The organism is Streptomyces monashensis (genome assembly GCF_001866665.1).
In the GTDB taxonomy this organism is placed as follows: Bacteria; Actinomycetota; Actinomycetes; order Streptomycetales; family Streptomycetaceae; genus Streptomyces; species Streptomyces monashensis.
In genome coordinates, this window is record NZ_MLYO01000010.1 from 139143 (window position 1) to 162547 (window position 23405).

Consider the following 23405-nt stretch of genomic DNA (forward strand, 5'->3'; position numbering starts at 1 on the left):
AGGAGCCCGGCATGCCCGCCGCAGCCCGTACCGGCGACCCCACCAGCCACGGGGGTGTGATCGCCACCCCGCCGCCCGGCGCCGCCGCGGCGGTGGCGCGCGTGCTGATCGGCGGCAGACCCGCTGCCGTCGTGGGCAGTCTGCACACCTGTGTGGTACCCCCGCACGCGGCTCTCGGCCCGGGCAACGTGATCACGCCCAGTCCGGCCGCGCTCGTCTCGGGTCCGGTGCTCATCGGCGGGTTGCCGGCGGCCCGGATGGGCGATTCCACCACGTGTGGCGCGACCGTTCAGCTCGGCGCCCTGAACGTGCAGATCGGAGGGGTGTGATGAGCGAGCGGTTCATCGGCCGCGGCTGGGCGTTCCCGCTGCGGGTCGGGCCGACCGGCGGGATCGCCATGGTCGAGCGGGAGCGGGAGATCGAGGAGGCGATCCGGCTGGTCCTCGGGACCGCGCCCGGCGAGCGCCCGATGCGGCCGGAGTTCGGCTGCGGCATCCACGAGTACGTCTTCGCGCCCGGCGACGGCGCCACCGCCGGCCGGATCGCGCAGGAGGTGCGCGCGGCACTGGAGCGGTGGGAGCCGCGGATCGCGGTGGACGACGTGGTCGTGGCCTTCGACGCGGTGGACGACGGAACCCTCTACATCGACGTGCGCTACACGGTGCGTTCCACCAACGACCGGCGCAACCTGGTGTTTCCCTTCTACACGATCCCCTCCGAGGAGGGGGCCGAGGAAGCGGTCGCGGACTGATGGCCCTGCCCTCCCCCAACCTGGACGACCGGCGGTTCCAGCAACTCGTCGACGAGGCGAAGCGGTACGTGCAGCAGCGCGCGCCGGAGTGGACCGACCACAACGTCTCCGATCCGGGTGTCACCCTGATCGAGACGTTCGCCTATATCGTCGACCAGTTGCTGTACCGGCTGAACCGGGTGCCGGACAAGAACTACACCGCGTTCCTGGACCTGTTGGGGATCCGGTTGTTCCCGCCGGCGGCGGCGAGCGCCGAGGTCGACTTCTGGCTGTCGGCACCGCAGCCCGACGCGGTGACCCTGCAGGCCGGGACCGAGGTGACCACGGCGGACGGCGAGGCGGAGGAGCCCGTGGTGTTCGCGACCACAGACGAACTGCGCATCGTGCCGAGCGAGTTGAACCGCCTGGTGACCGCTCCGCGCACCGGTGAGCAGACCGACCGGACCCGGGAGCTGGGCGAGGGCCGCGACGTGCGGTGCTTCCAGCCCGCGCCCGAGCCGGGGGACGCGCTGCTGTTCGGGCTGCCCGCGGCCGTGCCGCGGTGCATCGTCGCCGTACGGCTGGACAGCCGGGTGGAGGGCGTCGGTGTCGACCCGCGTCAGCCGCCGCTGGTGTGGGAGGCGTGGGACGGCGCCCGCTGGCAGGTGTGCGAGACCGGCTCGGACACCACGGGCGGTCTGAACCGGCCCGGCGAGGTGATCGTGTACGTCCCGGCCGGGCACACCGCGTCGGTGATCGGCGGGACCCGCGCGGGCTGGCTGCGCTGCCGGGTCACCGAGGCGCAGCCGGGCCAGCCGTTCTACTCGGAGTCCCCGACGGTGCGCGAGGCGTCGGTCTTCACGGTCGGCGGCACCAGCACCGTCGAGCACGCGGAGACGGTCACGGACGTGCCGCTCGGCACGTCGGAGGGGGTGCCGGGACAGACCTTCCGGCTCGGCCGGCCGCCGGTGCTGCTGGACGGCGAGCCCCCGGTGGTGGAGGTCTCCTCGGCCGACGGCTGGCTCCGCTGGGACGTCGTGGAGCACTTCGGCCGCTCCGGCCCCGCCGACCGGCATGTCCAGGTCGACGCGACCACCGGCCTGTTCACCTTCCCGCCCGCACTGCGCGAGCCGGACGGGACGCTGCGGCTGTGCGGGGCGGTGCCGGAGAAGGGTACCCAGATCCGGGTGGCCCGCTATCGCACCGGCGGCGGCCCGGCAGGCAACGTGGCCCGGGGCGCGATCTCGGTGCTGCGCAGCTCCGTGCCGTACATCGCCCGGGTCGTCAACCGGGAGGCGGCGCGCGGCGGGGTGGACGGCGAGACCGTCGCCAATGCCAAGCTGCGGGCGCCGGACGCGCTGCGGATGCAGGAGCGGGCGGTGACGGCCGGGGACTACGAGATCATCGCCCGGCAGGCGGCGCCCTCGGTGCACCGGGTGCGCTGCCTGCCCGCAGCCGAAGGGGCGGGCGCCGTAAGGGTGTTGGTGGTGCCGGACGCGGTGGCCGACGACGGCGACCGGCTCCGCTTCGAGCAGCTGATCCCCTCGGAACAGGTGCTCGCCGCGATCACCGAGAGCCTGGACGAGCGGCGGCTGATCGGGACCCGGCTCGTGGTGGAGCCGCCGGTCTACCAGGGCATCACGGTCGTCGCCCGGCTCGTGGCGGCCCCCGAGGACACCGACCGGGTGCGGGACGCGGCCCTCGCCGCGCTGTTCCGCTACCTCAACCCGCTGCACGGCGGACCGGACGGCACCGGCTGGCCGTTCGGACGGCCCGTGCAGTACGGCGAGATCTTCGGCCTGCTGCAACGCGCCACCGGGAACGCGCTGGTGGAGGAGATCCGGCTGTTCGCCGCCGACCCGATCACGGGCCGGCGGGGCACCCCGGCGGACCGTGTCGACGTGGCCGCGGGCGCGCTGGTGTTCTCGTACCAGCACCAGGTCGTCGTCCAGCCGATGCAGCAGCCGGGAGGCCCGGCATGAGCCGCGCCGCCGTCCCCGGCCTGCCGAGCCGGCACCCGATCGGCGGGCTGCTGCCCGCGCTCTACGCCGACGACGACTTCGCCCAGCGGTTCACCGCCGGTCTGGACACCGTCCTCGCCCCGGTGTTCACGACCCTCGACAGCCTGCCCGCCTACCTCGACCCGCGTGTCGCGCCGCTCGACTTCGTGGCCTGGCTGGCGTCGTGGGTGGGCGCCGCCGACGACCCGGAGTGGTCCGCGGAACTGCGCCGCGAGGCGGTGGTGCGCGCGATGGAGCTGCACCGCTGGCGCGGCACCCGGCGCGGCCTGGTGGAGCGGCTGCGGCTCACCCTCGGAGTGAACGCCGAGGTCAGCGGCGACGGCGCCGCGGTGTGGTCCCGTACGCCGGGCGCCGAGCCGCCGCCGGCGCCGGCCGCCGAGGTGCTGGTCCGGGTGTGGCCGGGCCGCGACCCGGAGGTGGACGAGGCCCGGGTCCGCGAGGCCGTCCGGGCCCTGTGCCCCGTGCACGTCTCCTGCCGGGTGGAGATCCTGCCCGGCCCGCCCGCCGACGAAGGGAGGTGACGCCGTGCGCGCCTGTCCCGTGTGCGGTGCGTCCAACGAGCCCGATGACGACTTCTGCTCCAACTGCGGTTCGTATCTGGGGTGGTCCGAGGAGGCCGCACCACAGGGCCCGTCCGAGTCCGGGTCCGCGTCCAGGCCGGAGCCAGGGTCCGCGTCCGCCCCGGCTCCGGCCGCCGCGCCTGAGTCCGCGGCACCGCCCGCCCCGGCGCCCGCTCCGGCCTCCACGACCTCCACGCCCCCACCGGCCGCCGCGGCTTCAGCCGACGGGGAGCCTTCCACGTCGTCGGCCCGCCCGTTGTCGTCCCTGCGGTCCAGGCTGACGGGCCGGACCCGGCGGGAAGCGGAGCGCCCGGGCGGTGCGTCGCCCGAGGGCGCCTCGCCAGAGGTGGTCAACCCGCCTCGCACGGGTGGGAGTTCGGCCGCCGACGCCGGAACCGGTGACGCGGAGCGCCCGGCTCGGGAGGCCGAAGGCCGTACGCCCCGTACGCCCGACGGCGGGGCAGGTGAGGCGGCAGGCACGGCAGCCGATGCCCCACCGTCCGCACCCGTAGCGTCCGCCCCGCCTGCGACGCCTGTTCCCGACGTTCCGCCGGTGCGCCCAGAGCCCACTCCCGCACCCGAGCCCGAGGCCGAGGCCGAGGCCGAGGCCGAGGCCGTCGGGCCCGTGGCGCCCGCGAAGCCGGTCGCGCCGCGGCCGGTCGTGCGGCCCGTGGCGGCGCAGGAGGAGGTGTCCGGGGTGCCGTGCCCGGTGTGCGGCACGCCCAATCCGCCCGGCCGCCGGTTCTGCCGCCGCTGCGCCAGTCCGCTGGATCCGGCGGCGCAGCGGGCTCCGCTGCCCTGGTGGCGGACGATCTGGCCGCTGCGGCGCCGGGTGCGGGCGGGCTCCGGGCGGTGGATCCGGTTCCTGGTGATCCTGGCCGTGGTCCTGGCGCTGTGCGTGGGCGGTCTCTTCCTGCTGCCCGCCGGGCGCGCCCTGTTCGAGGACACCCTGGACAAGCTCAGCGGTGTCAAGGCCGTCAGCCCCGTGGCCGTGCACGCGAGCGCCGCGGAGCCCGGCCATCCGGCGAAGAGCACCACGGACGGGCTCAGCAACCGCTATTGGGCGGCGCCCGGAGCGGGCGCCTCGATCACGTACACCTTCGGCAGACCGTTCCGGATGGTGGACCTCATCATCACCAACGGTGCGTCGAAGGAGCCCGAGGAGTACGACCGCGAGGCGCGGGCGCTCCGGATGGACATGGAGGTCACGTCGGCGGACGGCTCGGTGCACCACAAGGAGATCGACCTCGCCGACAAGGCCGGCGACACGACCGTCACGACCGGGATCGACGACGTCGTGAAGGTGCGGCTGACACTGGGCTCGGTCACGGGGCTCACCGGAAACCGTCATGTCGCCCTCGCCGAGGTCGAGTTCTTCCAGCGGAGCTGATCCGTGCCGCCGTCCGGGGCCGTCGGGTTCAGCGGGGCGCGTCCATGCGCTGGGTGCCGATGACCGACAGCAGCCGGAGCGCCGCCTCGGCGGACGAGCCCGGGACGGCGGTGTAGATCACGACCTGCTGGTCCCGGTCGGTGAGGTCGAGCGCGTCGCAGTTGACGGTGACCGGCCCGACGACCGGGTGCCGGAACGTCTTGCGCAGGGTGGGTGTCGGCGCCACGTCGTGGGACGCCCAGAGCACGGCGAACTCCTCGCTGCCGTCGAGGAGTTCGCGGATCAGCCCGGCCACCTCGGGGTCGTCCGGGTAGCGGGCGGCGGCGGTGCGCAGGCGCCGGGCCGCGTGCCGGGCGAAGGCGTCCGCGTCGGAGACGCCGTACAGCCGTCGCCCCTCGGGGCGCGGGCCGAGGAAGGCGCGGCGGGCCAGGTTGCGCTCGCGCCGGGGCAGGGCCGAGAAGTCCTCCATGAGGGCGGCCGCCAGGTCGTTCCAGGCGAGCACCTCCAGCAGGGCGGAGGTGACGAAGGCGGCGGAGTGCGGCAGCCGGTGCACCAGGTCGAGGATGCTTCGCGGCACCTCGCGGGAGGGTCCGGGCGACCGGCCCGGCGGGGCGCCGGCGAGGAGGTGGAGGTGGTCGCGTTCGGCGTCGGTCAGGCGCAGGGCCCGGGCCAGCCCGCTCAGCACCTCGCTCGACGGGCGCGGGCCGCGGGCCTGTTCCAGCCGGGTGTAGTACTCGGTCGAGATGTACGCCAGCTGCGCCACCTCCTCGCGCCGCAGCCCCGGTGTGCGGCGGCGCGGCCCGGCGGGCAGGCCCACGTCGGCGGGGCCGATCCGCTCGCGCCGGCTGCGCAGGAAGGCCGCCAGTTCCGCTCTGTCCACCTCTCCAGTGTGCGCGGGTGCCGCGCGGCCGGTCCAGGTACTCCCGGTGCCTGGATGAGCCCCGTGCCCGGGCGCAGGCTCGGCGCCATGGAGAACAACACACACACCGACACCCCTGTCCCGACCACTGCGACTGCCGGCCTCCTGGCCCGCAAGGTCGCCTTCGTCACCGGTGCCGGGCGCGGGATCGGCGCCGCGGCGGCCCGGCTCTTCGCCCGGGAGGGGGCCCGGGTGATGCTGGCGGCCCGTACGGAGGAGCAGCTGAAGGCCGTGGCCGAGGAGGTCCGGGCGGCGGGCGGCACCGCGGACCACGTGGTGTGCGACCTGGCCGACGCGCGGAGCGTGCGGGCGGCGGTGGCCCGTACGGTCGAGGTGTACGGCCGGCTCGACGTCGCCTTCAACAACGGTGCGACGATCCAGCCGCCCGGCCCCATGGACGGGCTGCCGGAGGCCGACTTCGACCATGTCTGCACGGTGAACCTCAAGGGTGTCTGGCTGGCGATGGTCGCCGAGGTCGCCGCGATCCGTGCGACGGCGGGGACCGGCGCCATCGTCAACAACTCGTCGGTCGGCAGCCATCGGGCCAATCCCGAACTGCCCGCGTACGCCGCGATGAAGCGGGCGGTCAACAGCCTGACCGAGTCGGCCGCCGTGACGTACGGCCCGGAGGGGATCCGGGTCAACGCCGTCGCGCCGGGCGGCACGCTGACGGAGATGATCCGGGCCTGGGAGGAACGGTCCCCCGGTCTCCGGGACCGGCTCAGGGCCCGCACCCCGCTGGGCCGCGCGGCCGACCCCGGGGAGATCGCCGAGGCCGCCGCGTGGCTGCTGAGCGACCGTGCCTCCTACGTGAGCGGCGCGGTGCTGAAGGTCGACGGCGGCGCGGGGGCCTGAACTCCCCGGGCGTTGCCGTCAGTCCAGGCCGAGGACGCTCATGGTCTGCTCGGCCATGTGCTGTTCGCCGAGCGCGTTGGGGTGGACGGGCACGATGTTGGTCCCGAAGAGCAGCGGCTCGATCCACCGGGTGCCGATCGGCCGGCAGGCGTCGTGCCCCGCGGAGGCCTGGGAGAGGTCGACGTACGTGGCCCCGCTCTCCTCGGCGGCGCGCTCCACGACGGCGTTGAGGTGGGCCTGGAGGGCGTGGATGTACGGCACGTCGCCCTCGGCGAGGGGAAGCTGGGCGAAGCAGGACGGGTCGGCGGTGGCGGGTGTGATCCACGGGTAGCCGAGCACCGCCACGCGGGCGTGCGGCGCCTTGGCCCGTACGACGCCCAGCGCGCTCTTCAGCGCGGGGTAGGTGTTGGCGTCGATGGAGTCGTCGAAGGACGTGCCGTACTTGTCCTTGCAGGGGCTGCCCTTGCCGCCGCTGAGGACCCCCGCGGTGCCGCAGTCCAGGACGGCGTTGATGAAGGTGCCGTTGTCGTTGCCGCCGATGGTCAGCGTCACCAGGCCGGTGTCCGGGGTGACGGCGTCGGCCTGCGGGGCGACCCCGGGGTACTGCGACCCGGTGAAGTCCTTGGTCTGGGCGGCTCCGCAGGTGACGTCCGTCAGCCGGGCGCCGGTGCGGGCGGCGAGGACGTGGGGGTAGTTGGCCGTGGAGCGCAGGCACAGCAGGTTGCTGAGGTCGACGGGCAGGACGCCGGAGGCGGCGCTGTAACTGTCGCCGAGGGCCGCGTAGTTCAGGGGTGTGGCGGCCTGGGCGGGCGTGGCGGCGAGACCGAGGGCCAGGGTTCCGGCGAGTGCGGAGGCCGCGGCGACGGCGCGGCGCAGGGCAGGGGTGGGCATGGCAGGTGCTCCCTCTTCTCGGGTGGGGGACACGGAGCCCGGCGGGCACGAGCAGGCCCGCACGGGTGCTGGTGCGCGAGAAAGTGGCGGCTCAGAGCATGGGGAGTGCCGTGAAACGTGGGGGTTACCGCTAGGTACTACTGAAAAGTAATGTGAGGGCGCCGCACCCGGGAGTCAACGCTGTTGACGGAGATTCTTGAAACGGTCACGGAAACGCGCCCTCCTCCGGCGCCGCTGATCAACGGGGCGTTGCCGGACGGGACTTGCCGCGTGATCATGGAGTCTCGGGCGCGGACGGGGAGGGTGCCATGGATGCGGTGGGCCGCCGGGGTGCGGGGCGGGGCGGATGGGACGATCCGGGGCCGGGCCGAGGGCTGCGGGTCGCGGCGGACGTGGCCGGATGGGGCGGCCCGGCCCTGGTGTGCGCCGGCTTCGCCGGGATCATCGTGCGGGTGGCCCGGCTATGGCACGTGCCGTGGTGGCAGCTCGGCACGCTGATCGTCGTGGGGCTCGCCGGATACGTGATCGACCACCTGATCGAGGCGCACATCCGGCGGGCCGAGCGCTTCCTCGCGTACCGGAAGATGCTGGAGAACCCGAACCGCGCGGCCGTGGAGCCGGGTTCGGAGCCCGGTGCGCTCCGGCTGCTGTCGCCGTTGCGCAGCCCCGTGCCCTTCCGTGATCGCGAGGACGAGCTGGCCCGGCTGCGGCGCTGGTGCGCGGGCGAGGCGGACCCGCACCCGGTGCTGCTGCTCGCCGGTGACCGCGGGGTCGGCACCTCGCGGCTGGCGCTGGAGCTGGCCCGGACACTCGGCGAGGGGTGGACCGCCGGGCGGCTGCTGCGCGGCACCGGTCCGGCGCTGTTCCCGGCGCTGCGCGGCCGGGGCAGGCCCGCGCTGGTCGTCGTGGACGAGGCGGACATCCGCTCCGACACGGACAGCCATCTGCATTCCCGGGTGCGCACGGACGTGGTCCCGCTGCTCCGGGCGTTGCCGAGCCGTGCGCACGACGCGCCGCCGGTGCGGCTGCTGTTCGTCGTGCGGCACGCGGAGCGCTTCCGCACGGCGGTCTCCGAGGAACTCGCCCATCGCGACAGCCCCGAGGCCCGCCGTCTGATCGACGAGGCACCCGTACTGGACCTGGCGCCGCCCGCGCTCGACCGCGCCACCCTGGCCGAGCGCCACGCGGAGGCCGTCGCCGCCTTCACGGCCGCTCTCGGCCGGGCTCCCGCCGTCGGCCGGGCGGACCTCGCTCCCGCCGGGCCCGGCCGGACGCCCCTGGACCTGCACGCCGCGGCCCTCGTCACCGCGCTGGCCGGCGAGCCCGCGCCCGGCGCCGCCCGACGCTTCGAGGACGTCGCCGAGGTCCTCTTCGCGCACGAGCTCCGGCGCTGGCGGCACCACGCCGCTTCCTTCTCCTCCCCCGGCGTCCCCGCGCTCCCCCGGCTGTCCGAGCGGCCCGACCTGCCCGAACTCGTCATGCTGACCCTGCTGTTGACCGGCCATCGGGAGTACGTCGCCGCCGCACACGTCATCGAACGGCTCCCCGCGTTCGCCGGGCTGGAGCGGGAGCGGGCCCGGGGCACGGCCTTCGCCTGGGTGAGCTGGGCCCTCGCCCTGCACGGCGGCACACCGGACGCCGCACGCATGGCGGAGCCCTGGATCGGACCGGAATCCTTCGCCCACTGGTTCCTGACCACGCGCCTGCGCGCCGACCCGGAGCTGTTCGACCGGCTTCAGCCGGGGCTGGACGCGCGCCGGTCCGAGCATCTGGCGGGCCTGCTGTGCCGCGCCTGCGAGGACTTTCCCGAGGCGGGCGAGAACCTGCGCCGGTACGTCGCGCGCTCCCCGTTGGCGCACGGCTACCACGCCCTGCGCGGCGCCAGGGTGCTCGCGCGCCCCGAGCGGGTGGACCCGTGGATCGCCGAGGGCCTGCGCACACCGGATCCGGACGTCGACCCCGCCTTCGCCACCCTCGGCACCCGCGACCTGTACACCCTGCTGGAACAGGCCCGGCTCACGTCGCTGCCGCGTACCCAGGCCGTCCTTGCCCGCATGTACCAGCAGGCCGGGCGGGCGGACGACAGAGCGGAACGGACGTCGCGGCGGAAACGGGAGCGCCGGGAGCGCGGCAGGCGCACCTGACCGCGCTGGGCGTCGTGCCGTCCACCTCTTACGGAGTCGTGACGCACGGGCCGCGTCCCCGGGTCCCGGGCCGGGGCGCGGCTAGCGTGGCCGTATGCGTGTACTGGTCACCGGCGGTGCCGGGTTCATCGGGTCCCATGTCGTCGAGGCACTGCGTGCGGGCGGGCACGAACCGGTCGTGTACGACGTCCGGGAGGATCCCGGCGCCGATGTGCGCAATCCGGCGGCGGTCGCCCGCGCGCTGACGGGGGTGGACGCCGTCTGTCACCAGGCGGCGATGGTCGGGCTCGGCAACGGTGTCGCCGACGCGGCGGAGTACGTCTCGCGCAACGATCTCGGCACCGCCGTGCTGGTCGCGGCCATGGCGGAGGCGGGCGTCCGGCGCCTCGTGCTGGCCGGCTCCATGGTGGTGTACGGGGAGGGCCGTTACGCGTGTCCGCGGCACGGCGTCGTACGGCCGGGTCCCCGCAGCGTCGCCGACCTCGACGCGGGCCGGTTCGAGCCCGCGTGCCCGTGCTGCGGTGCGGAGTTGACCCCGGAACTGGTCGGTGAGGACGCCCCGGCCGATCCCCGGAACGTGTACGCGGCGACCAAGCTGGCGCAGGAGCACCTGGCCGCCGCGTGGGCCCGCGGTACGGGCGGCTCGGCGGTGTCCCTGCGGTACCACAACGTGTACGGCCCCCGGATGCCGCGGGACACCCCGTACGCCGGGGTCGCCTCCTTCTTCCGCTCGGCGCTGGCCCGCGGGCAGGCCCCCCGGGTGTTCGAGGACGGGCGTCAGCGGCGGGACTTCGTCCATGTCCGGGATGTGGCGGAGGCGAACCTGGCCGCCCTGGAGGCGGAGGCGGCCCCGGGCGTCCTCACCGCGTACAACACCGGCAGCGGTGAGCCGCACACCGTCGGCGAGATGGCCCGCGCGCTGGCCGACGCCCACGGCGGGCCGGAGCCCGTGGTCACCGGGGAGTACCGGCTGGGCGACGTGCGGCACATCACCGCGGACTCCTCCCGGCTGCGCGCGGAACTGGGGTGGAAGCCGCAGGTCGGGTTCGCGGCGGGGATGCGCGAGTTCGCGCGGGCGGAACTGCGCGAGGGCTGACCGCGCCCGGCGGCCGTGCCGGGTGAACCGGGCCCGTGCCCGACTGCCATGGATTCCCCCGTCAGTTGGTCGACGAGGGAGTACGCGGCGCTCGGCGGTGCTCGGAACAGACCTGGCCGGCAGGGGAAGAGTCACAGCGGATTCGGGAACGATCGCGGCGGCTCACGGCGTTGGAAGGGGCAGAGTCACTTCGAAACGGCAGCCGCCGGGGATGTTGTGGACACTCGCCCGGCCCTGGTGGGCCTCCACGATGCCGCGGACGATGGCGAGGCCGAGCCCCGCGCCCGCCGGGGGCGTGCGCGCGTCGGTGCCGCGCCAGCCGGTGTCGAAGACGCGGGGCAGGTCCTCCTCGGGGATGCCTCCGCAGCCGTCCGAGACGGACAGCACCACACCGTCCTGCGTACGTTCGGCGGCGATCGCCACCGTGCCGTCCGGCGGGGTGCGGCGGATGGCGTTGATCAGGAGGTTGCCGAGGACGCGGGTCATCTCCTTGGCGTCGACCTCGACGGGTACGGGCGCGACCCCGTCGCCCACCAGCCGTACGCCGTGTTCCCGGGCGAGCGGATCGGCTCCCGCCAGCGCGTCGCCGACGAGGTCGTACAGGGAGATCCGGGAGGGGTGCAGCGGGAGGGTGCCCGCGTGGATGCGGGAGAGCTCGAAGAGGTCGCCGACCATCTCGTTGAGGCGTTCCACCTCGGTGCGGATCTGCTTGAGGTACCGGTCGGGGTCCGCGGCCACGCCGTCCTCCAGCGCCTCCGACATGGCGCGCAGTCCGGCCAGCGGGGTGCGCAGGTCGTGGGAGATCCACGCCACCAGCTCGCGCCGTGACTTCTCCAACGCCCGCTCCCGCTCACGGGATTCGGCGAGCCGTGCGCTGGTGGCGGCCAGTTCGCGGCCGAGGGCGTCCAGTTCGGCGGTGGCCGGGCCGTGCGGGGCGGCGAAGGCGCCGGCGTCGCCGAACGAGCGGGCGGCGTCGGCGAGTTCGCGGCTGCGGGCGACGACCCAGCGGCCCAGGAGCAGCGCGGTGGCGAGGGAGACCACGGCCGCCATCGCGACGACGGTGGTGACCACGGTCAGGTCGTGCGAGGAGAGGAACATCGCCCAGGCGACGGCGAGCGTGCCGGCCAGCATGGCGCCGACGCCGACCGCGGCGACCACGGCGACGGAGGCGGTCAGCGAGCGCCGCCGGATCAGGCGCAGCACGGCCGCTCCCGCGACCCCCGCGGCGGCGGCGCCGGCGAAGGCGTAGAGGGCGATGAGGAGGGTGTCGCGCATGGTCAGACCACCGCCCCGGCCGGCTCGAAGCGGTAGCCGACGCCCCAGACCGTCTGGATCAGCCGGGGGCGGGCCGGGTCGTCCTCCACCTTGCCGCGCAGCCGGCGCACATGGACCGTGACCGTCGACAGGTCGCCGAAGTCCCAGCCCCAGACCTCCCGCATGAGGTCCTCGCGGCTGTAGGCCCGGCCCGGGTGCCGCAGGAAGAAGGCCAGCAGGTCGAACTCCCGTAGGGTCAGGGCGAGTTCGGTGCCGTTCTTGGTGGCCCGGCGGGCATGCGGGTCGACGCTGAGTCCGGCCGCGGCCAGCCGGTGTCCCGTGGCGGCGGGGCGGCTGCGGCGCAGGACCGACTCCACGCGCAGGACCAGCTCACGGGGGCTGAAGGGCTTGGTGACGTAGTCGTCGGCGCCGACCTCCAGGCCGAGGATGCGGTCGTCCTCGTCGCCGCGGGCGGTGAGCATGATGACCGGCACGGGGCCGTCCTGCCGCATCCGCCGGCACACCTCCAGGCCGTCCATGCCGGGCAGCATGAGGTCGAGCACCACGAGGTCGGGCCGGTGGGCGGCGGCACGTGTCAGGGCGGTGGGGCCGTCGTCGGCGCGGTCGACCACGTAGCCGGCGCGGTGCAGGTATCCGGTGACGACCTCGGCGACGGTCGGATCGTCGTCGACGACGAGGACCCGGGCCGCCTCACCGGCGGCTTCGGCCCCGTGGGGCGGGTACGGCGATTGCATGTCCCCAGCCTCCCACCCGCAGGTCGCCGCCGTCGGGGCAGCGGTGCCGGCGTCCGCGTTTCGTAAGGTCCCGAAGTCCGAAATGCCTGATTGACGTTCGTAGGGTGAAACCCGTGACGACCCCTTCCACGGACGTCGACGTGGTGCTGCCCTGCCTGGACGAGGCCGAGGCCCTGCCCTGGGTGCTCGGCCGGATCCCGGCCGGCTGGCGCGCTCTCGTCGTCGACAACGGTTCCACCGACGGCTCCCCCGACCTCGCCCGCGCTCTCGGCGCCACGGTGGTGCACGAGCCGCGGCGCGGCTTCGGCGCCGCCTGCCACACCGGGCTGGCCGCGGCCACCGGCGACATCGTGTGCTTCTGCGACTGCGACGCCTCGCTCGATCCCGCCCTCCTCGAACCCTTCGTACGGGAGATCCGGGGCGGGGCGGCCGACCTGGTCCTCGGCCGGCGCCGGCCGCAGGGCCGGGGCGCCTGGCCCGCCCACGCCCGGGCGGGCAACCTCGCGCTGGCCCGGATGCTGCGCCGGCGCACCGGGCTGCGCCTGCACGACCTGGGCCCGCTGCGCGCCGCCCGCCGCGAAGCGCTGCTCGCGCTGGACCTCACGGACCGGCGCAGCGGCTACCCGCTCCAGATGGTCGTCCGCGCCGCCGACGCCGGCTGGCGCATCACCGAGCACGACGTGCCCTACCGGCCGCGCACCGGCGAGTCCAAGGTGACGGGCACCTGGCGCGGCACCTGGCAGGCGGTGCGGGACATGAGCCGGGTGCTGGCCGAGGCCCCGGCGGACCGGGAGGCCGTCCGATGACCACGCTCCTCGTCATCGCCAAGGAACCGCTGCCGGGGCGGGTCAAGACCCGGCTCACCCCGCCGTTCACGCCACAGGAGGCGGCACGGCTCGCGGAGGCGGCGCTCGCCGACACCCTGCACGCCGTGGCCGCCGCCCCGGCGACGCGGCGGATCCTGGTCCTGGACGGCACGCCCGGCGACTGGCTGCCGTCCGGCTTCGAGGTGCTGCCGCAGTGCGCGGGCGGGCTGGACGAGCGGCTGGCGGACGCCTTCGCGCACTGCGCGGGCCCGGCGCTGCTCATCGGCATGGACACCCCGCAGGTCACACCGGAGCTGCTCACCGTGGACTTCACGGGCTGCGACGCCTGGTTCGGCCCGGCGCAGGACGGCGGCTTCTGGGCCCTCGGGCTCGCGGCGCCCGATCCCGCGCTGCTGCGGGGCGTGCCGATGTCGACTCCGAAGACCGGGGCGGTCCAGCGGGAGCGGCTGCTGGCGGCCGGGCTGCGGGTGCGCGACCTGCCCCGGCTGCGGGACGTCGACACCGCCGCCGACGCCCGTGCCGTCGCCGCGCTGGCCCCGCACGGCCGGTTCGCGGCGCGGCTGGCCCGCTGCACCCCGGTCGGCTCGCGATGAGCGGCACGCACGCCGCCCCGGCCGCCAGGAGAGTCCCGGACACCTCGGCCACCGTCGCTGCCCCCGCTGTCACCGCGCCCGCCCCGCACGACCCACCCGCAAGGCACCTCACCCACCACGCCCCGGAAGGCCCACGATGAACGGCACACACGCCGCCCGGGCCGCCTGGGCCGTCGCCGATCCGTACGCCGCCGCGCTGCGCTCCGGCCGGGGCCCGCTGTTCCTGCGCCGCACCGACGGCTGGCTGCTGCCGCTGGAGGTGGAGCGCTGGTGCGCCCGGGCCGATCGCGTCGACCTGGCGGTGCTCGACCGCTGCGAGGGCGCCGTCCTGGACGTCGGCTGCGGGCCGGGCCGGCTGGTCGCGGAACTCGCCGCCCGGGGCCGTACCGTCCTCGGCGTCGACGTCAGCGAGGCCGCCGTCGAGCACGCGGAACGGCTCGGCGGGCCCGTGCTGCGCCGCTCGGTCTTCGAGCCGCTGCCCGGTGCGGGCCGCTGGGGCACCGTCCTGCTCATGGACGGAAACCTCGGCATCGGCGGCGACCCGGCCGCCCTGCTGGAGCGGGTGGCCGAACTGCTGCGTCCGGGCGGTCTGCTGATCGCCGAGACCGTGCCGGCCGACGTCGACGAGCGCGCCCGGGTCGAGGTCGTCGGTACGACCACCTCGGCTCCGGGCGGCGCCGACGCCTTTCCCTGGGCGCGCCTCGGCACCCCCGCCCTGCTGCGGCACGCGCGCCGCAGCAGCTGGCGGCCCGTGGCTCAGTGGGAGGCGGGCGGCCGCTGCTTCGCGGCCCTGCGCACACGGAACGCCAGGAGCAGCGCCGAGCCGCCGAACAGGGCGGCCGTGATCAGCAGCCAGCGGGTGAGGAAGCCGTCGGGGGAGAGCCCGGTGGCCAGCTGGTAACGCTGGGCGGTCATCCCGCTGATCAGCGGGAACCACACGAGCAGAAGCAGCAGGGACAGCGCGGCCGGGACCCGTACGTACGGGGTCCGACCGCGCTGTCCGGCCGCGCCGAGCCCGCGCACGACCACGCGGTCCGCCAGCCCGTAGAGCGGCACCAGGACGAGGTCGTGCAGCAGGGCCGAGCCGACGATCCACAGCGCCACCCCGAACCAGTCGTCGGCGAACAGCCGGACACCGGCGTAGGCGGCCAGCGCGAACGAGCAGGCGAGCAGCAGGAGTGGGAAGGGGCTGCCGAGCGGAAGGCGGCGCGGCAGCACGGTGCGCGGCAGCGGCAGGCGGGGCATCACAGGTCTCCGAAGGTCAGCCGGGCCACCCACTTGGTGTTGAGCACACCGGGGGCCGCGGGCACGATGATCCGCGCCGGGTGGCCGTGGTCGGGGGACAGTTCCTCGCCGTTGACGTACAGGGCGAGCAGGGAGCGGCCGTCGGCCACCTGGTTGGCGCGCAGGGCCGCGCGGCGGAAGGCGCCGTGGCTCTGCAGGGACTCCACGAGCACGTCCGGCGGATCGCCGTCGTACCCGACGAGCGCGGCGAGATCGCGCAGCCGCACCCCGTGCCACCACTGGTCGGCGGTGGACCAGCCCTCCACACAGGCGATGGGCAACGACGCACTGTGCAAAGGGAGTTGGAGGAGCCGGGCGCGGCTGAGGCGGACGGTTCCGGTGCGGCCGGTGACGACGAGACGCCAGTTGTCCTCGTGGGTGTCGGCCGCGGTGACACCGGCGTAGGCGGCGGTCTTGTTGATCTGGAAGCCGTTCGGGCCGCCGCCGGGATCCGCCGTGCCGTGCGGCGCGAGCAGGGCCGTGCGCCGGAAGGGGCCGCCGAGGCTCTGGCCGACCGTGGTCAGGAACAGCAGCAGCGAGCCGCCGCCGACCAGCCCGAGCGCGCCGCGCCGGGACACGGTGGGCGCGTCCGGACACGGGGCGGCCAGCTCGCTCTCGTCGCGCACCCGGTGCCGTACGGCACGCAGCGCGGTCGGGGTCTTCAGCGCGGCGTGGGCCAGGAAGGCGGCGAAGAAGACCCAGGCGCCGTAGAAGTGCAGCGGGTAGAAGGAGCCGGGGAAGACGTAGTCCAGCTGGACATTGAGCACGCCGGTCGTGAACTCGAACAGCCCGCCGCCGACCAGCAACAGCAGCGAGATCCGCTCCAGCGCGTGGGTGACGGAACGGGCCGGGGGCAGGGTGAACAGCTTCGGCACCACCGACCAGAGCTTGGCCAGCAGCACCGGGACCAGGGTGACGCCGAGGGTGACGTGCAGGCCCTGGGTGAAGCGGTACAGCCACACCGGGCCGGACGGCCAGGCGAAGAGGTAGAAGCCCAGGACGCCCTTGTCCGGCGTCATGTCGTTCACCGGGGACAGGTCCGGGTTGTAGGCGGCGTACGACACCAGGCCGGTCACGAACAGCACGGTGATGCCGACGAGCAGGACGAGGCCGAGTACGGAGGTGAACCAGGTGCCGCGCAGCGGGCTGCGCCAGAAACCTGGGGAGGTGGGAAGCCGGGATGGGTCGCGCATGTCCCGACCGTAGGCCGCAGGACGCCCGGAAAAGGGTGCGCCACCCATGACGAAACGCTGACGTCCGGCTTGGCCGGCGGCCACGCGCGGCTCCCCGGGCCTAGCGTTCCGGTGTGATCCGCGATCTCCTCCCCGCCGAGCCCCGCCCCGTCCACCACGGTGTGTCCCGGTCCGCGCTCCGCGATCTGTACGCCGTGCTCGCCGCCGTTCTCCTGGTGACGGTGGCCGTCCTGGTCGGGCGGCACATCCAGGACACCCACCACACGCTGTTCGTGCGCTGGCCGCCGGTGTTCGCCGACTGGGACCCGCATGTCGGCCCCGGTACCCCGGCGGCCCTGGCGGTGGCGGCGGCCACGGTGGCGTACGGCCCCGCACTCGCCGCCCGGCTGCCCTGGCGCGGACTGCTCGCGGCGGCCTGGGCGACCGCGCTGGCCTGGATCTTCTCCCTCGCGTGGATCGACGGCTGGCAGCGGGGCATCGCCGGCCGGCTGACCGCGGCCAACGAGTATCTGCGGGTCGTCGGCCGCTTCCACGACATCCCGGCGACGCTCCGCGACTTCACCCACCACATCGTCGACGGCACGCCCCACCCCTGGCCCGCGCACATCGCCGGGCATCCGCCGGCCGCGACGCTGACCTTCGTCCTGCTGGACCGGATCGGGCTGCGGGGCGGCGGCTGGGCCGGGATGTTCGTGATCGTGGTCGGGGCGACGGGGTGCGCGGCCGTGCTGATCGGGCTGCGCGCGCTGACCGACGAGACGCTCGCGCGGCGGGCCGCGCCGTTCCTGGTGCTGGCCCCGGCGGCGGTGTGGCAGGGCGTCTCGGCGGACGGCTACTTCGCCGCCGTCGCCGCCTGGACACTGGCCCTGTTCGCGCTCGCCCTGACCCGCCGGTCCCTGTGGTGCGCGGCGGCCGCCGGGCTGCTGTTCGGACTGACCTGCTACCTCTCCTACGGCCTCACGCTGTTCGCCCTGATCGGCGCGGCGGTGCTGGTGCTCGGCCGGGCCCGACTGCGCCAGCGTCCCGCCCTCCTGCTGTCCCTGCTCGCCGGACTGGCCGTGTTCCCCGCGGTGTTCGCGCTCGCCGGGTTCGACTGGTGGGAGGGCTACCACCTGCTCGTCACGCGCTACTACCAGGGCGTGGGCGGCACCCGCCCCTACGGGTACTGGGTGTGGGCCAACCTCGCCTGCACCGCGATCATCACCGGCCCGGCCACGGCGGCGGGTCTGCGCCGCACGACCGCCGTGCTGCTCCGCGGCCGCGGCTCCGGCACCACGCGGCCCGGTCCCGGACACATCCGCCTCGCGTTCCTCGTGTCGGCGGCCCTGCTCGCCCTGCTGATCGCCGACCTGTCCGGTATGAGCAAGGCGGAGACGGAGCGCATCTGGCTGCCCTTCGCCCTGTGGCTGCTCCCGGCCTGCGCCCTGCTCTCCCGGCCCCGCGCCTGGCTCGCCGCCCAGGCGGGACTCGCCCTGCTGGTCAACCACCTTCTGTTCACCGGTTGGTGACGTCACGTCAGGTCATTCACCGGGGTGACTTCGCGTGACCGTCGTACGCGAGCGGGCGTTGCGCTGGGCGTGGGGCGGGGCCGCCGTGGCTGAAACGGCCCACTGGTGTCAGAGGCACCGGCGCGACTTGGCTGGGCGATGACGGAGAACGGCAGGAAGGACAGGGGATGGACGTCGGCAGGTTCAATCGGCGCGGGTTCCTCGGGACGGCGGCGGCCGGGCTGGTCACCGCCGCGTCCGCACGCACGGCGACGGCGGCCGAACCGCCGGCCGCGACCGCCGCGCGGACCGGCCCGGCGGGACGGCACGTCACCTTCACGGAGCTGACCGGGGGTTCGGTCACCGGCGCCGGGCCGGACGGTGAGCTGATCGCGGAGGTGCAGGGCGTGCTGTGGCGGATCCCGCGGGCCGGTGGCACGGCGCAGCAGGTGACGGACTGGACGCTGGAGGCGACGCGTCCCGCGCTGTCCCCGGACGGCAGGACGCTGGCCGTGTGCGGCTACCGCGGTGGCGGCTTCCACCTGTGGACGCTGCGGCCGGACGGCGGCGGGCTGCGGCAGCTGACCGACGGACCGTGGGACGACCGCGGGGCGGCCTGGTCGCCGGACGGCACCCGGCTGGCCTTCTCCTCCGAGCGCGGCGGCGACGCGACGGCGGGCGGCGCCTACGGACTGTGGGTGGTGGACGCGGCCGGCGGACAGCCCCGGCGGCTCAGCGGCGGGGACTTCGAGGACTACGATCCGGCCTGGTCGCCGGACGGGCACTCGCTCGTGTGCGTGCGCGCCGCCCATGTCACAGGCGGCGGCAATGACGGCGGTCTGTCGCTGGTCCGTGTCCCCGCCGCAGGAGGCGAGACCCAGGTGGTGCGCACGGTGACCGGGGGTCGATTGCTGTGTCCGTCCGTCTCACCGGCCGGCCGGATCGCCTGTGTGCACCTCAACGGGCCGTCCACCGCCGGGGATTCGGCCGACACGGCGGCCCTGATGGTGGACGGCGAGGTCGTCACGGCCGGCGAGGACCTGGCCGCCGCGCCGCTGTGCTGGCTGAGCGAGGACGAGCTGCTGTACGTCGGTGACGGCCGCATCCGTATCCGCTCCCTGGCCGGCTCCTCCGTGCGGGAGGTTCCGTTCACCGCGCGGATGCCGATGCCTGAGCCCTCCCGGCGCGGGCGCCGGCGCCCGCTCGCACCGGAGGAGCCGGACCGGGTGCTCGGCGTGCACCGGCCGGTCCTGTCCCCCGACGGCCGCAGCGTGGCGTTCGCCGCGCTGAACGCCCTGTGGCTGATGCCGGTCGACGGCACGCCCCGCAAGCTCGTCCAGGAGGCCGACGTCCACTGGGTGCAGATGCCCGCGTGGGCGCCGGACGGACGCAGCCTCCTGTACTGCACCGACCGGGACGGACTGACGGCCGTCCGCCGGTACCACCTGCACGACGGCGCCGACGAGGCCGTGACCGGCGGCGGCCGGCTGTACCCCGCGCTGTCGCCGGACGGCACCCGGCTGGCCTGCCAGGACGTGACCGGGAACCTGCTCCTGCGCACGCTGGCGACGGGCGAGGAGCAGTCGCTGGCCAAGCCGCTGGCGGTCGACGGTCCGCCCGGCGCGCCCACCTGGTCGCCCGACGGGCGGTACGTCGCGTTCTGCGACCGCAACCGGCTCAACCAGCGTTTCCGTGAGGGCTACAACCTCATCCGGGTGATCGACACCCGCACCGGCCGGGAGCGCCGCCATCTGCCCGCCGAGCACCAGTCGTTGTCCGACCGCGTGGCCTGCGGGCCGGTGTGGTCGCCCGACGGCCGCGGGATGGCGCTGGTCGCCGAGTCGGCGCTGTGGCTGCTGCCGGTGGCGGCCGACGGCACCCCGTCCGGACCCGCCCGGCGGCTCACCGACGAACCGGCCGACCACCCCAGCTGGTCGGCGGACTCCGGCACGATCCTGTACCTCTGCGAGGGCCGGCTGCGCAGCCTCGCCGTCGGTGCCTCGCGGACACGCACCCTCCCGCTCCGGCTGACCACGGGCGGCGGCCCGCGGCCGGAGCCCCTGCGCATCCATGCCGGGCAGTTGTGGGACGCCACCGGAGCGCCGCCGCGCCACGACGTCGACATCCTGGTCACCGGCAAGCGGATCACCGCGATCGAGCCCCATCGCTCCCGCCGCCCCGGGCACCGCACCCTCGACGCCTCCGGCCGGACCGTCGTGCCCGGACTCATGGACAGCCACACCCACCCGTATACGGCCACGTACGGCGCCCGCCAGAGCCTGACCACGCTCGCCTACGGCATCACGACCACGTTCTGTCTCGGCAGTCCGCTGTACGACGCGGTCCGGCTGCGCGAGGCGGCAGGGTCCGGCGCCCTGCTCGGGCCGCGTCAACTCGCCTGCGCCGAACTGCTCGACGGCGCGCGCACCGCGTACGCCATGGGCCGCGCCCACCGCACCCGGGACGGCGTGCGGCGCTCGCTGCGGCGGGCCGCCGCCCTGGAGGTCGACTTCGTCAAGACGTATGTGCGTGCGCCGGGCGAGACGATGGCCATGGCGGCCGGGACGGCACATGCGCTGGGTGTGCCGAGCGGCAGCCATCTGTGCTCGCCCGGCCGTTCGGCGGGCCAGGACCTGACCACCCACCTCCAGGCCACCCAGCGCCTGGACTACGGGCACGCCACGACGCCGCTCGGCCGGGTGAACCAGGACCTGGTACAGCTGTACGCGGACGGCTCCTTCGCGATGATCATCACGCCGTTCCACGCCCGGATCCTGCTCGCGGCCGACCCCGGTCTCGCGGACGACCCGCGCGTGACCGCGCTCATGCCGCCGTGGGACGTCGCCGCGGTGCGCAAGGAGGCGGGCGCCGAGCCGACGGATCACGACCGGCGGGCCCTGGAGCGGGAGATGGCCGACTACCGCAGGCTCGTGTCGCACGGCGCCCGTATCTCCCTGGGCACCGACGCGCCCCTGGTCCCGGTCGGGCTCTCGCTCCACCTCGGCCTGCGCGCCCTGCGCGCGCACGGGTTCTCGGCGGCCCAGGCCCTGCACACCGCGACCGCCGAACCGGCCCGCCTCTTCGGCCTCGACGCCGACCTCGGGACGGTGGAGGAGGGCAAGATCGCCGACCTGACGATCGTCGACGGCGATCCGTTCGCCGACTTCGCCGCGCTCATCGACATCCCGGTCGTGGTGCGCGAGGGAGTCCCGCACACCCAGGGCGAGATGACGTCGGCCCACCGTGCCGCGACGGCGCCCGAGCCGCCCCGGGGCAGGTCCTGGCTGGAGGTGGCGCACCGGCTTCGCGAGGGGTCGTGCTGTCACCCGGGCGTGAACGGATAGGGTGCGGTCGGCGAGGGCGGCACGGGCGGGGTACGGCGCTCAGGCGTCCGCGTCGTCGGTGGCGGTGCGGCTGGCCAGCCGTTCGTGGCGCTGCCGGGCGGCCTGCGGGGTGCCGAGGCCGAGTCCGAAGGCGATCTCGGGCCAGCTCAGGCCCCGGCCGCGGGCCATCTCCAGGAGCCCGGCCTCCAGTTCGTCCAGCTCCGCCCGCACCGTGGGGACGAGGCTCAGCGCGGCCGTGATGTCGGCGTGGTCCACCTCCGGCTCTCCGTCCTCCAGCAGCGCGGCACCGCTGAGCAGGAACGCCACGAGCCGCACGGCCTCGTGCGGTGCGAGGACCAACGGGTGTGTCTGGCGCCGCCGTTGCTCGTCCGTCGCCGCGTGCCGCTCGGTGATACGGAAGAGAGAGGCGGGAACCCGTCGGGCGCGCGTCTGCTCCGGGTGCGGGGGGAGGAAGGGGTCGGCGGGGTCTGTGGTCGATGCCATGGGGCAAGCATCAGCTTCCACACGACAACGGGTCAACTCATTATTGTGAACGCTTTGTTCATCCACCCGCCGGCTCCCCGGCACGTCAGTCACGACGCCGGAGCGACGATCTCGCGCTTGAGTATCTTGCCGCTCGGGCCCATCGGCAGGGCGTCCGCCAGCCACACGCGGCGCGGGTACTTGTAGGCGGCGACCCGGTCGCGGACGAACTGCCGCAACTCCTCGGTGTCCGCCCGGAAGCCCGGGCGCAGCACCACCGCGGCCGCCACCTCCTCGCCGAGCCGCTCGTCGGGCACGCCGAGCACCGCGGCGAGAGCGACGGCGGGGTGCTCGTGCAGGACCTCCTCGATCTCGCGCGGGTAGACGTTGTAGCCGCCGCGGATGATCAGGTCCTTCTTGCGGTCCACGATGAAGAGATAGCCGTCCTCGTCCCGCCGGGCCAGGTCGCCGGTGCGCAGCCAGCCGTCGGGAACGGTGGCGGCCGTGTCCTCGGGGCGGTTCCAATACTCCTTCATCACGTTCGGCCCGCGCACGGCCAGTTCGCCGACCTCGCCCGGTGCGACGTCCTCTCCGCTCGCGTCCAGCAGCCGGACCTCGACGTCGCGGATCGGCGTACCGACGGATCCGGGCTTGCGCGGCCGGTCGGGGTGGTTGAACGAGACGACCGGGCTGGTCTCGGACATGCCGAAGCCCTCCAGCACCATGCAGCCGAAGCGCCGCTCGAAGCCGTGCAGCACCTCCACCGGCAGGGAGGCGCCGCCCGAGACGCACATGCGCAGGCTGGACACATCGGCGTCCGCGGGGTGCTGGAGGAGGGCGGCGTACATGGTGGGCACACCCTCGAAGACGGTGGCCCGGTCGCGGGCGATGGCGTCGAGGACCGCTCCCGGCTCGAAGCGCGGCACCAGGGTGAGCGCGGCGCCGCTGCAGACGGCGACGTTCATCGTGCAGGTCTGCCCGAAGATGTGGAACAGCGGCAGACAGCCGACGATCACGTCCTCGGAGGTCAGCCGCTGGACCTCGGTGACATTGACCTCGGTGTTGTGGCGCAGTCCGGCGTGGGTGAGCGCGGCGCCCTTGGGACGTCCGGTGGTGCCGGAGGTGTAGAGCAGGACGGCGATGTCGTCGCCGGCGGCGGGCGTGACGTCGTACTGCGGCTCCAGGCGCGCCAGTTCGGCGGCGAACGCGGCGGGCTCGACCGCCAGGTGCCGTACCCCGGCGGCGGCCGCGCCCGCGCCGCCCTCGCCCGGCGCCGCATGCCACTCGAAGAGCAGCACGGCGCCGGAGTCCCGCAGGTGGTAGGCGGTCTCGCGCTCCTTGAGCAGCGGGTTCATCGGTACGACGATGCCGCCGGCGCGCAGGACGGCGTAGTACAGGATCACGAACTCGGGCACGTTCGGGAGCATCAGCGCGACCCGGTCGCCGGTGCGCAGACCCTCGGTGCGCAGCAGGGCGGCGGCCCGGGCGCTCAGCCGGTCCAGCTCGGCGTAGGTGGTGGTGGTCGTTCCCAGGCGAAGCGCCGGTCGGTCGGGCAGGCGCCGTGCCGTGTCCACCAGAAAGTCCGCCAGATTGGCCATGA

Annotated in this window: 20 protein-coding genes and 1 pseudogene; 14 read left to right on the forward strand and 7 right to left on the reverse strand. The window is 74.8% G+C overall.

Features of this window, described 5'->3' with window-relative positions; all coding sequences use genetic code 11:
* Window positions 1-11 precede the first annotated feature (11 nt).
* The 6 genes and pseudogenes from BIV23_RS03375 to BIV23_RS03395 all read left to right on the forward strand — a co-directional run bounded on the left by BIV23_RS03375 (window position 12) and on the right by BIV23_RS03395 (window position 4701).
* Window positions 12-329: a PAAR domain-containing protein gene (locus BIV23_RS03375; protein WP_071379199.1), complete on the forward strand. Its 318-nt coding sequence runs from the start codon at window positions 12-14 to the stop codon at window positions 327-329.
* Window positions 329-751 (forward strand): GPW/gp25 family protein, encoded by a 423-nt coding sequence (locus BIV23_RS03380; RefSeq protein WP_071379200.1) that lies wholly within the window; start codon window positions 329-331, stop codon window positions 749-751. Before BIV23_RS03375 ends, BIV23_RS03380 begins: the two co-directional genes overlap by 1 nt.
* Window positions 751-2712: a putative baseplate assembly protein gene (locus tag BIV23_RS03385; RefSeq protein WP_071379201.1), complete on the forward strand. Its 1962-nt coding sequence runs from the start codon at window positions 751-753 to the stop codon at window positions 2710-2712. The genes BIV23_RS03380 and BIV23_RS03385 overlap by 1 nt, the downstream gene beginning before the upstream one ends.
* Window positions 2709-3272: a phage tail protein gene (locus BIV23_RS03390; protein WP_071379202.1), complete on the forward strand. Its 564-nt coding sequence runs from the start codon at window positions 2709-2711 to the stop codon at window positions 3270-3272. Before BIV23_RS03385 ends, BIV23_RS03390 begins: the two co-directional genes overlap by 4 nt.
* A 4-nt stretch (window positions 3273-3276) precedes the next feature.
* Window positions 3277-3342: pseudogene (locus tag BIV23_RS53835) on the forward strand (zinc ribbon domain-containing protein); the annotation flags it as partial.
* Between the two features lie 522 nt (window positions 3343-3864).
* Window positions 3865-4701, forward strand: a complete 837-nt coding sequence (locus BIV23_RS03395) for an NADase-type glycan-binding domain-containing protein (protein WP_245790339.1) — start codon at window positions 3865-3867, stop codon at window positions 4699-4701.
* Window positions 4702-4729: 28 nt separating this feature from the next.
* On the opposite strand, the gene BIV23_RS03400 is transcribed toward BIV23_RS03395, so the two are convergent.
* Window positions 4730-5581, reverse strand: coding sequence for a helix-turn-helix transcriptional regulator (locus BIV23_RS03400; protein ID WP_071379203.1), 852 nt, complete (start codon window positions 5579-5581; stop codon window positions 4730-4732).
* A gap of 87 nt (window positions 5582-5668) precedes the next feature.
* On the opposite strand from BIV23_RS03400, the gene BIV23_RS03405 reads away from it, so the two are divergent.
* Window positions 5669-6475, forward strand: coding sequence for an SDR family NAD(P)-dependent oxidoreductase (locus BIV23_RS03405; RefSeq protein ID WP_071379204.1), 807 nt, complete (start codon window positions 5669-5671; stop codon window positions 6473-6475).
* An 18-nt stretch (window positions 6476-6493) separates the two neighbouring features.
* Here BIV23_RS03405 and BIV23_RS03410 read toward each other — a convergent pair whose 3' ends face one another.
* Complete coding sequence (locus BIV23_RS03410) at window positions 6494-7366, reverse strand: SGNH/GDSL hydrolase family protein (RefSeq protein ID WP_071379205.1); 873 nt, start codon at window positions 7364-7366, stop codon at window positions 6494-6496.
* Window positions 7367-7674: 308 nt separating this feature from the next.
* Here BIV23_RS03410 and BIV23_RS03415 point away from each other — a divergent pair, with 308 nt between their 5' ends.
* Together BIV23_RS03415 and BIV23_RS03420 are read left to right on the forward strand one after the other, a co-directional pair.
* The gene (locus tag BIV23_RS03415; RefSeq protein WP_071379206.1) at window positions 7675-9510 is read left to right on the forward strand and encodes a hypothetical protein; all 1836 of its coding nucleotides are present in this window, start codon (window positions 7675-7677) and stop codon (window positions 9508-9510) included.
* 94 nt (window positions 9511-9604) lie between these two features.
* The gene (locus tag BIV23_RS03420) at window positions 9605-10606 is read left to right on the forward strand and encodes an NAD-dependent epimerase/dehydratase family protein (protein ID WP_071379207.1); all 1002 of its coding nucleotides are present in this window, start codon (window positions 9605-9607) and stop codon (window positions 10604-10606) included.
* Between the two features lie 162 nt (window positions 10607-10768).
* Here the strand turns inward: BIV23_RS03420 and BIV23_RS03425 are convergent, their stop codons facing one another.
* Window positions 10769-11881 (reverse strand): sensor histidine kinase, encoded by a 1113-nt coding sequence (locus tag BIV23_RS03425; RefSeq protein ID WP_071379208.1) that lies wholly within the window; start codon window positions 11879-11881, stop codon window positions 10769-10771.
* A 2-nt stretch (window positions 11882-11883) separates the two neighbouring features.
* Window positions 11884-12615: a response regulator transcription factor gene (locus tag BIV23_RS03430; RefSeq protein WP_071379209.1), complete on the reverse strand. Its 732-nt coding sequence runs from the start codon at window positions 12613-12615 to the stop codon at window positions 11884-11886.
* 104 nt (window positions 12616-12719) lie between these two features.
* On the opposite strand from BIV23_RS03430, the gene BIV23_RS03435 reads away from it, so the two are divergent.
* The 3 genes from BIV23_RS03435 to BIV23_RS53505 all read left to right on the forward strand — a co-directional run bounded on the left by BIV23_RS03435 (window position 12720) and on the right by BIV23_RS53505 (window position 14936).
* The gene (locus BIV23_RS03435) at window positions 12720-13421 is read left to right on the forward strand and encodes a glycosyltransferase family 2 protein (RefSeq protein WP_071379210.1); all 702 of its coding nucleotides are present in this window, start codon (window positions 12720-12722) and stop codon (window positions 13419-13421) included.
* Window positions 13418-14035 (forward strand): TIGR04282 family arsenosugar biosynthesis glycosyltransferase, encoded by a 618-nt coding sequence (locus BIV23_RS03440; RefSeq protein ID WP_071379211.1) that lies wholly within the window; start codon window positions 13418-13420, stop codon window positions 14033-14035. The genes BIV23_RS03435 and BIV23_RS03440 overlap by 4 nt, the downstream gene beginning before the upstream one ends.
* 136 nt (window positions 14036-14171) lie before the next feature.
* Entirely contained in the window at window positions 14172-14936 is a 765-nt protein-coding gene (locus tag BIV23_RS53505) for a class I SAM-dependent methyltransferase (protein WP_071379212.1), read from the forward strand.
* Between the two features lie 343 nt (window positions 14937-15279).
* Here BIV23_RS53505 and BIV23_RS03450 read toward each other — a convergent pair whose 3' ends face one another.
* The gene (locus tag BIV23_RS03450; RefSeq protein WP_071379213.1) at window positions 15280-16512 is read right to left on the reverse strand and encodes a molybdopterin-dependent oxidoreductase; all 1233 of its coding nucleotides are present in this window, start codon (window positions 16510-16512) and stop codon (window positions 15280-15282) included.
* A gap of 161 nt (window positions 16513-16673) precedes the next feature.
* Between BIV23_RS03450 and BIV23_RS03455 the strand changes: the two genes are divergently transcribed.
* Window positions 16674-18020 (forward strand): hypothetical protein, encoded by a 1347-nt coding sequence (locus tag BIV23_RS03455; protein ID WP_071379253.1) that lies wholly within the window; start codon window positions 16674-16676, stop codon window positions 18018-18020.
* Window positions 18021-18187: 167 nt separating this feature from the next.
* Complete coding sequence (locus BIV23_RS03460) at window positions 18188-21343, forward strand: amidohydrolase family protein (RefSeq protein ID WP_071379214.1); 3156 nt, start codon at window positions 18188-18190, stop codon at window positions 21341-21343.
* A 39-nt stretch (window positions 21344-21382) separates the two neighbouring features.
* On the opposite strand, the gene BIV23_RS03465 is transcribed toward BIV23_RS03460, so the two are convergent.
* Window positions 21383-21826, reverse strand: coding sequence for a DNA-binding protein (locus tag BIV23_RS03465; RefSeq protein ID WP_071379215.1), 444 nt, complete (start codon window positions 21824-21826; stop codon window positions 21383-21385).
* 89 nt (window positions 21827-21915) lie between these two features.
* Window positions 21916-23403: a long-chain-fatty-acid--CoA ligase gene (locus tag BIV23_RS03470; RefSeq protein WP_071379216.1), complete on the reverse strand. Its 1488-nt coding sequence runs from the start codon at window positions 23401-23403 to the stop codon at window positions 21916-21918.
* Between the last annotated feature and the right edge of the window lie 2 nt (window positions 23404-23405).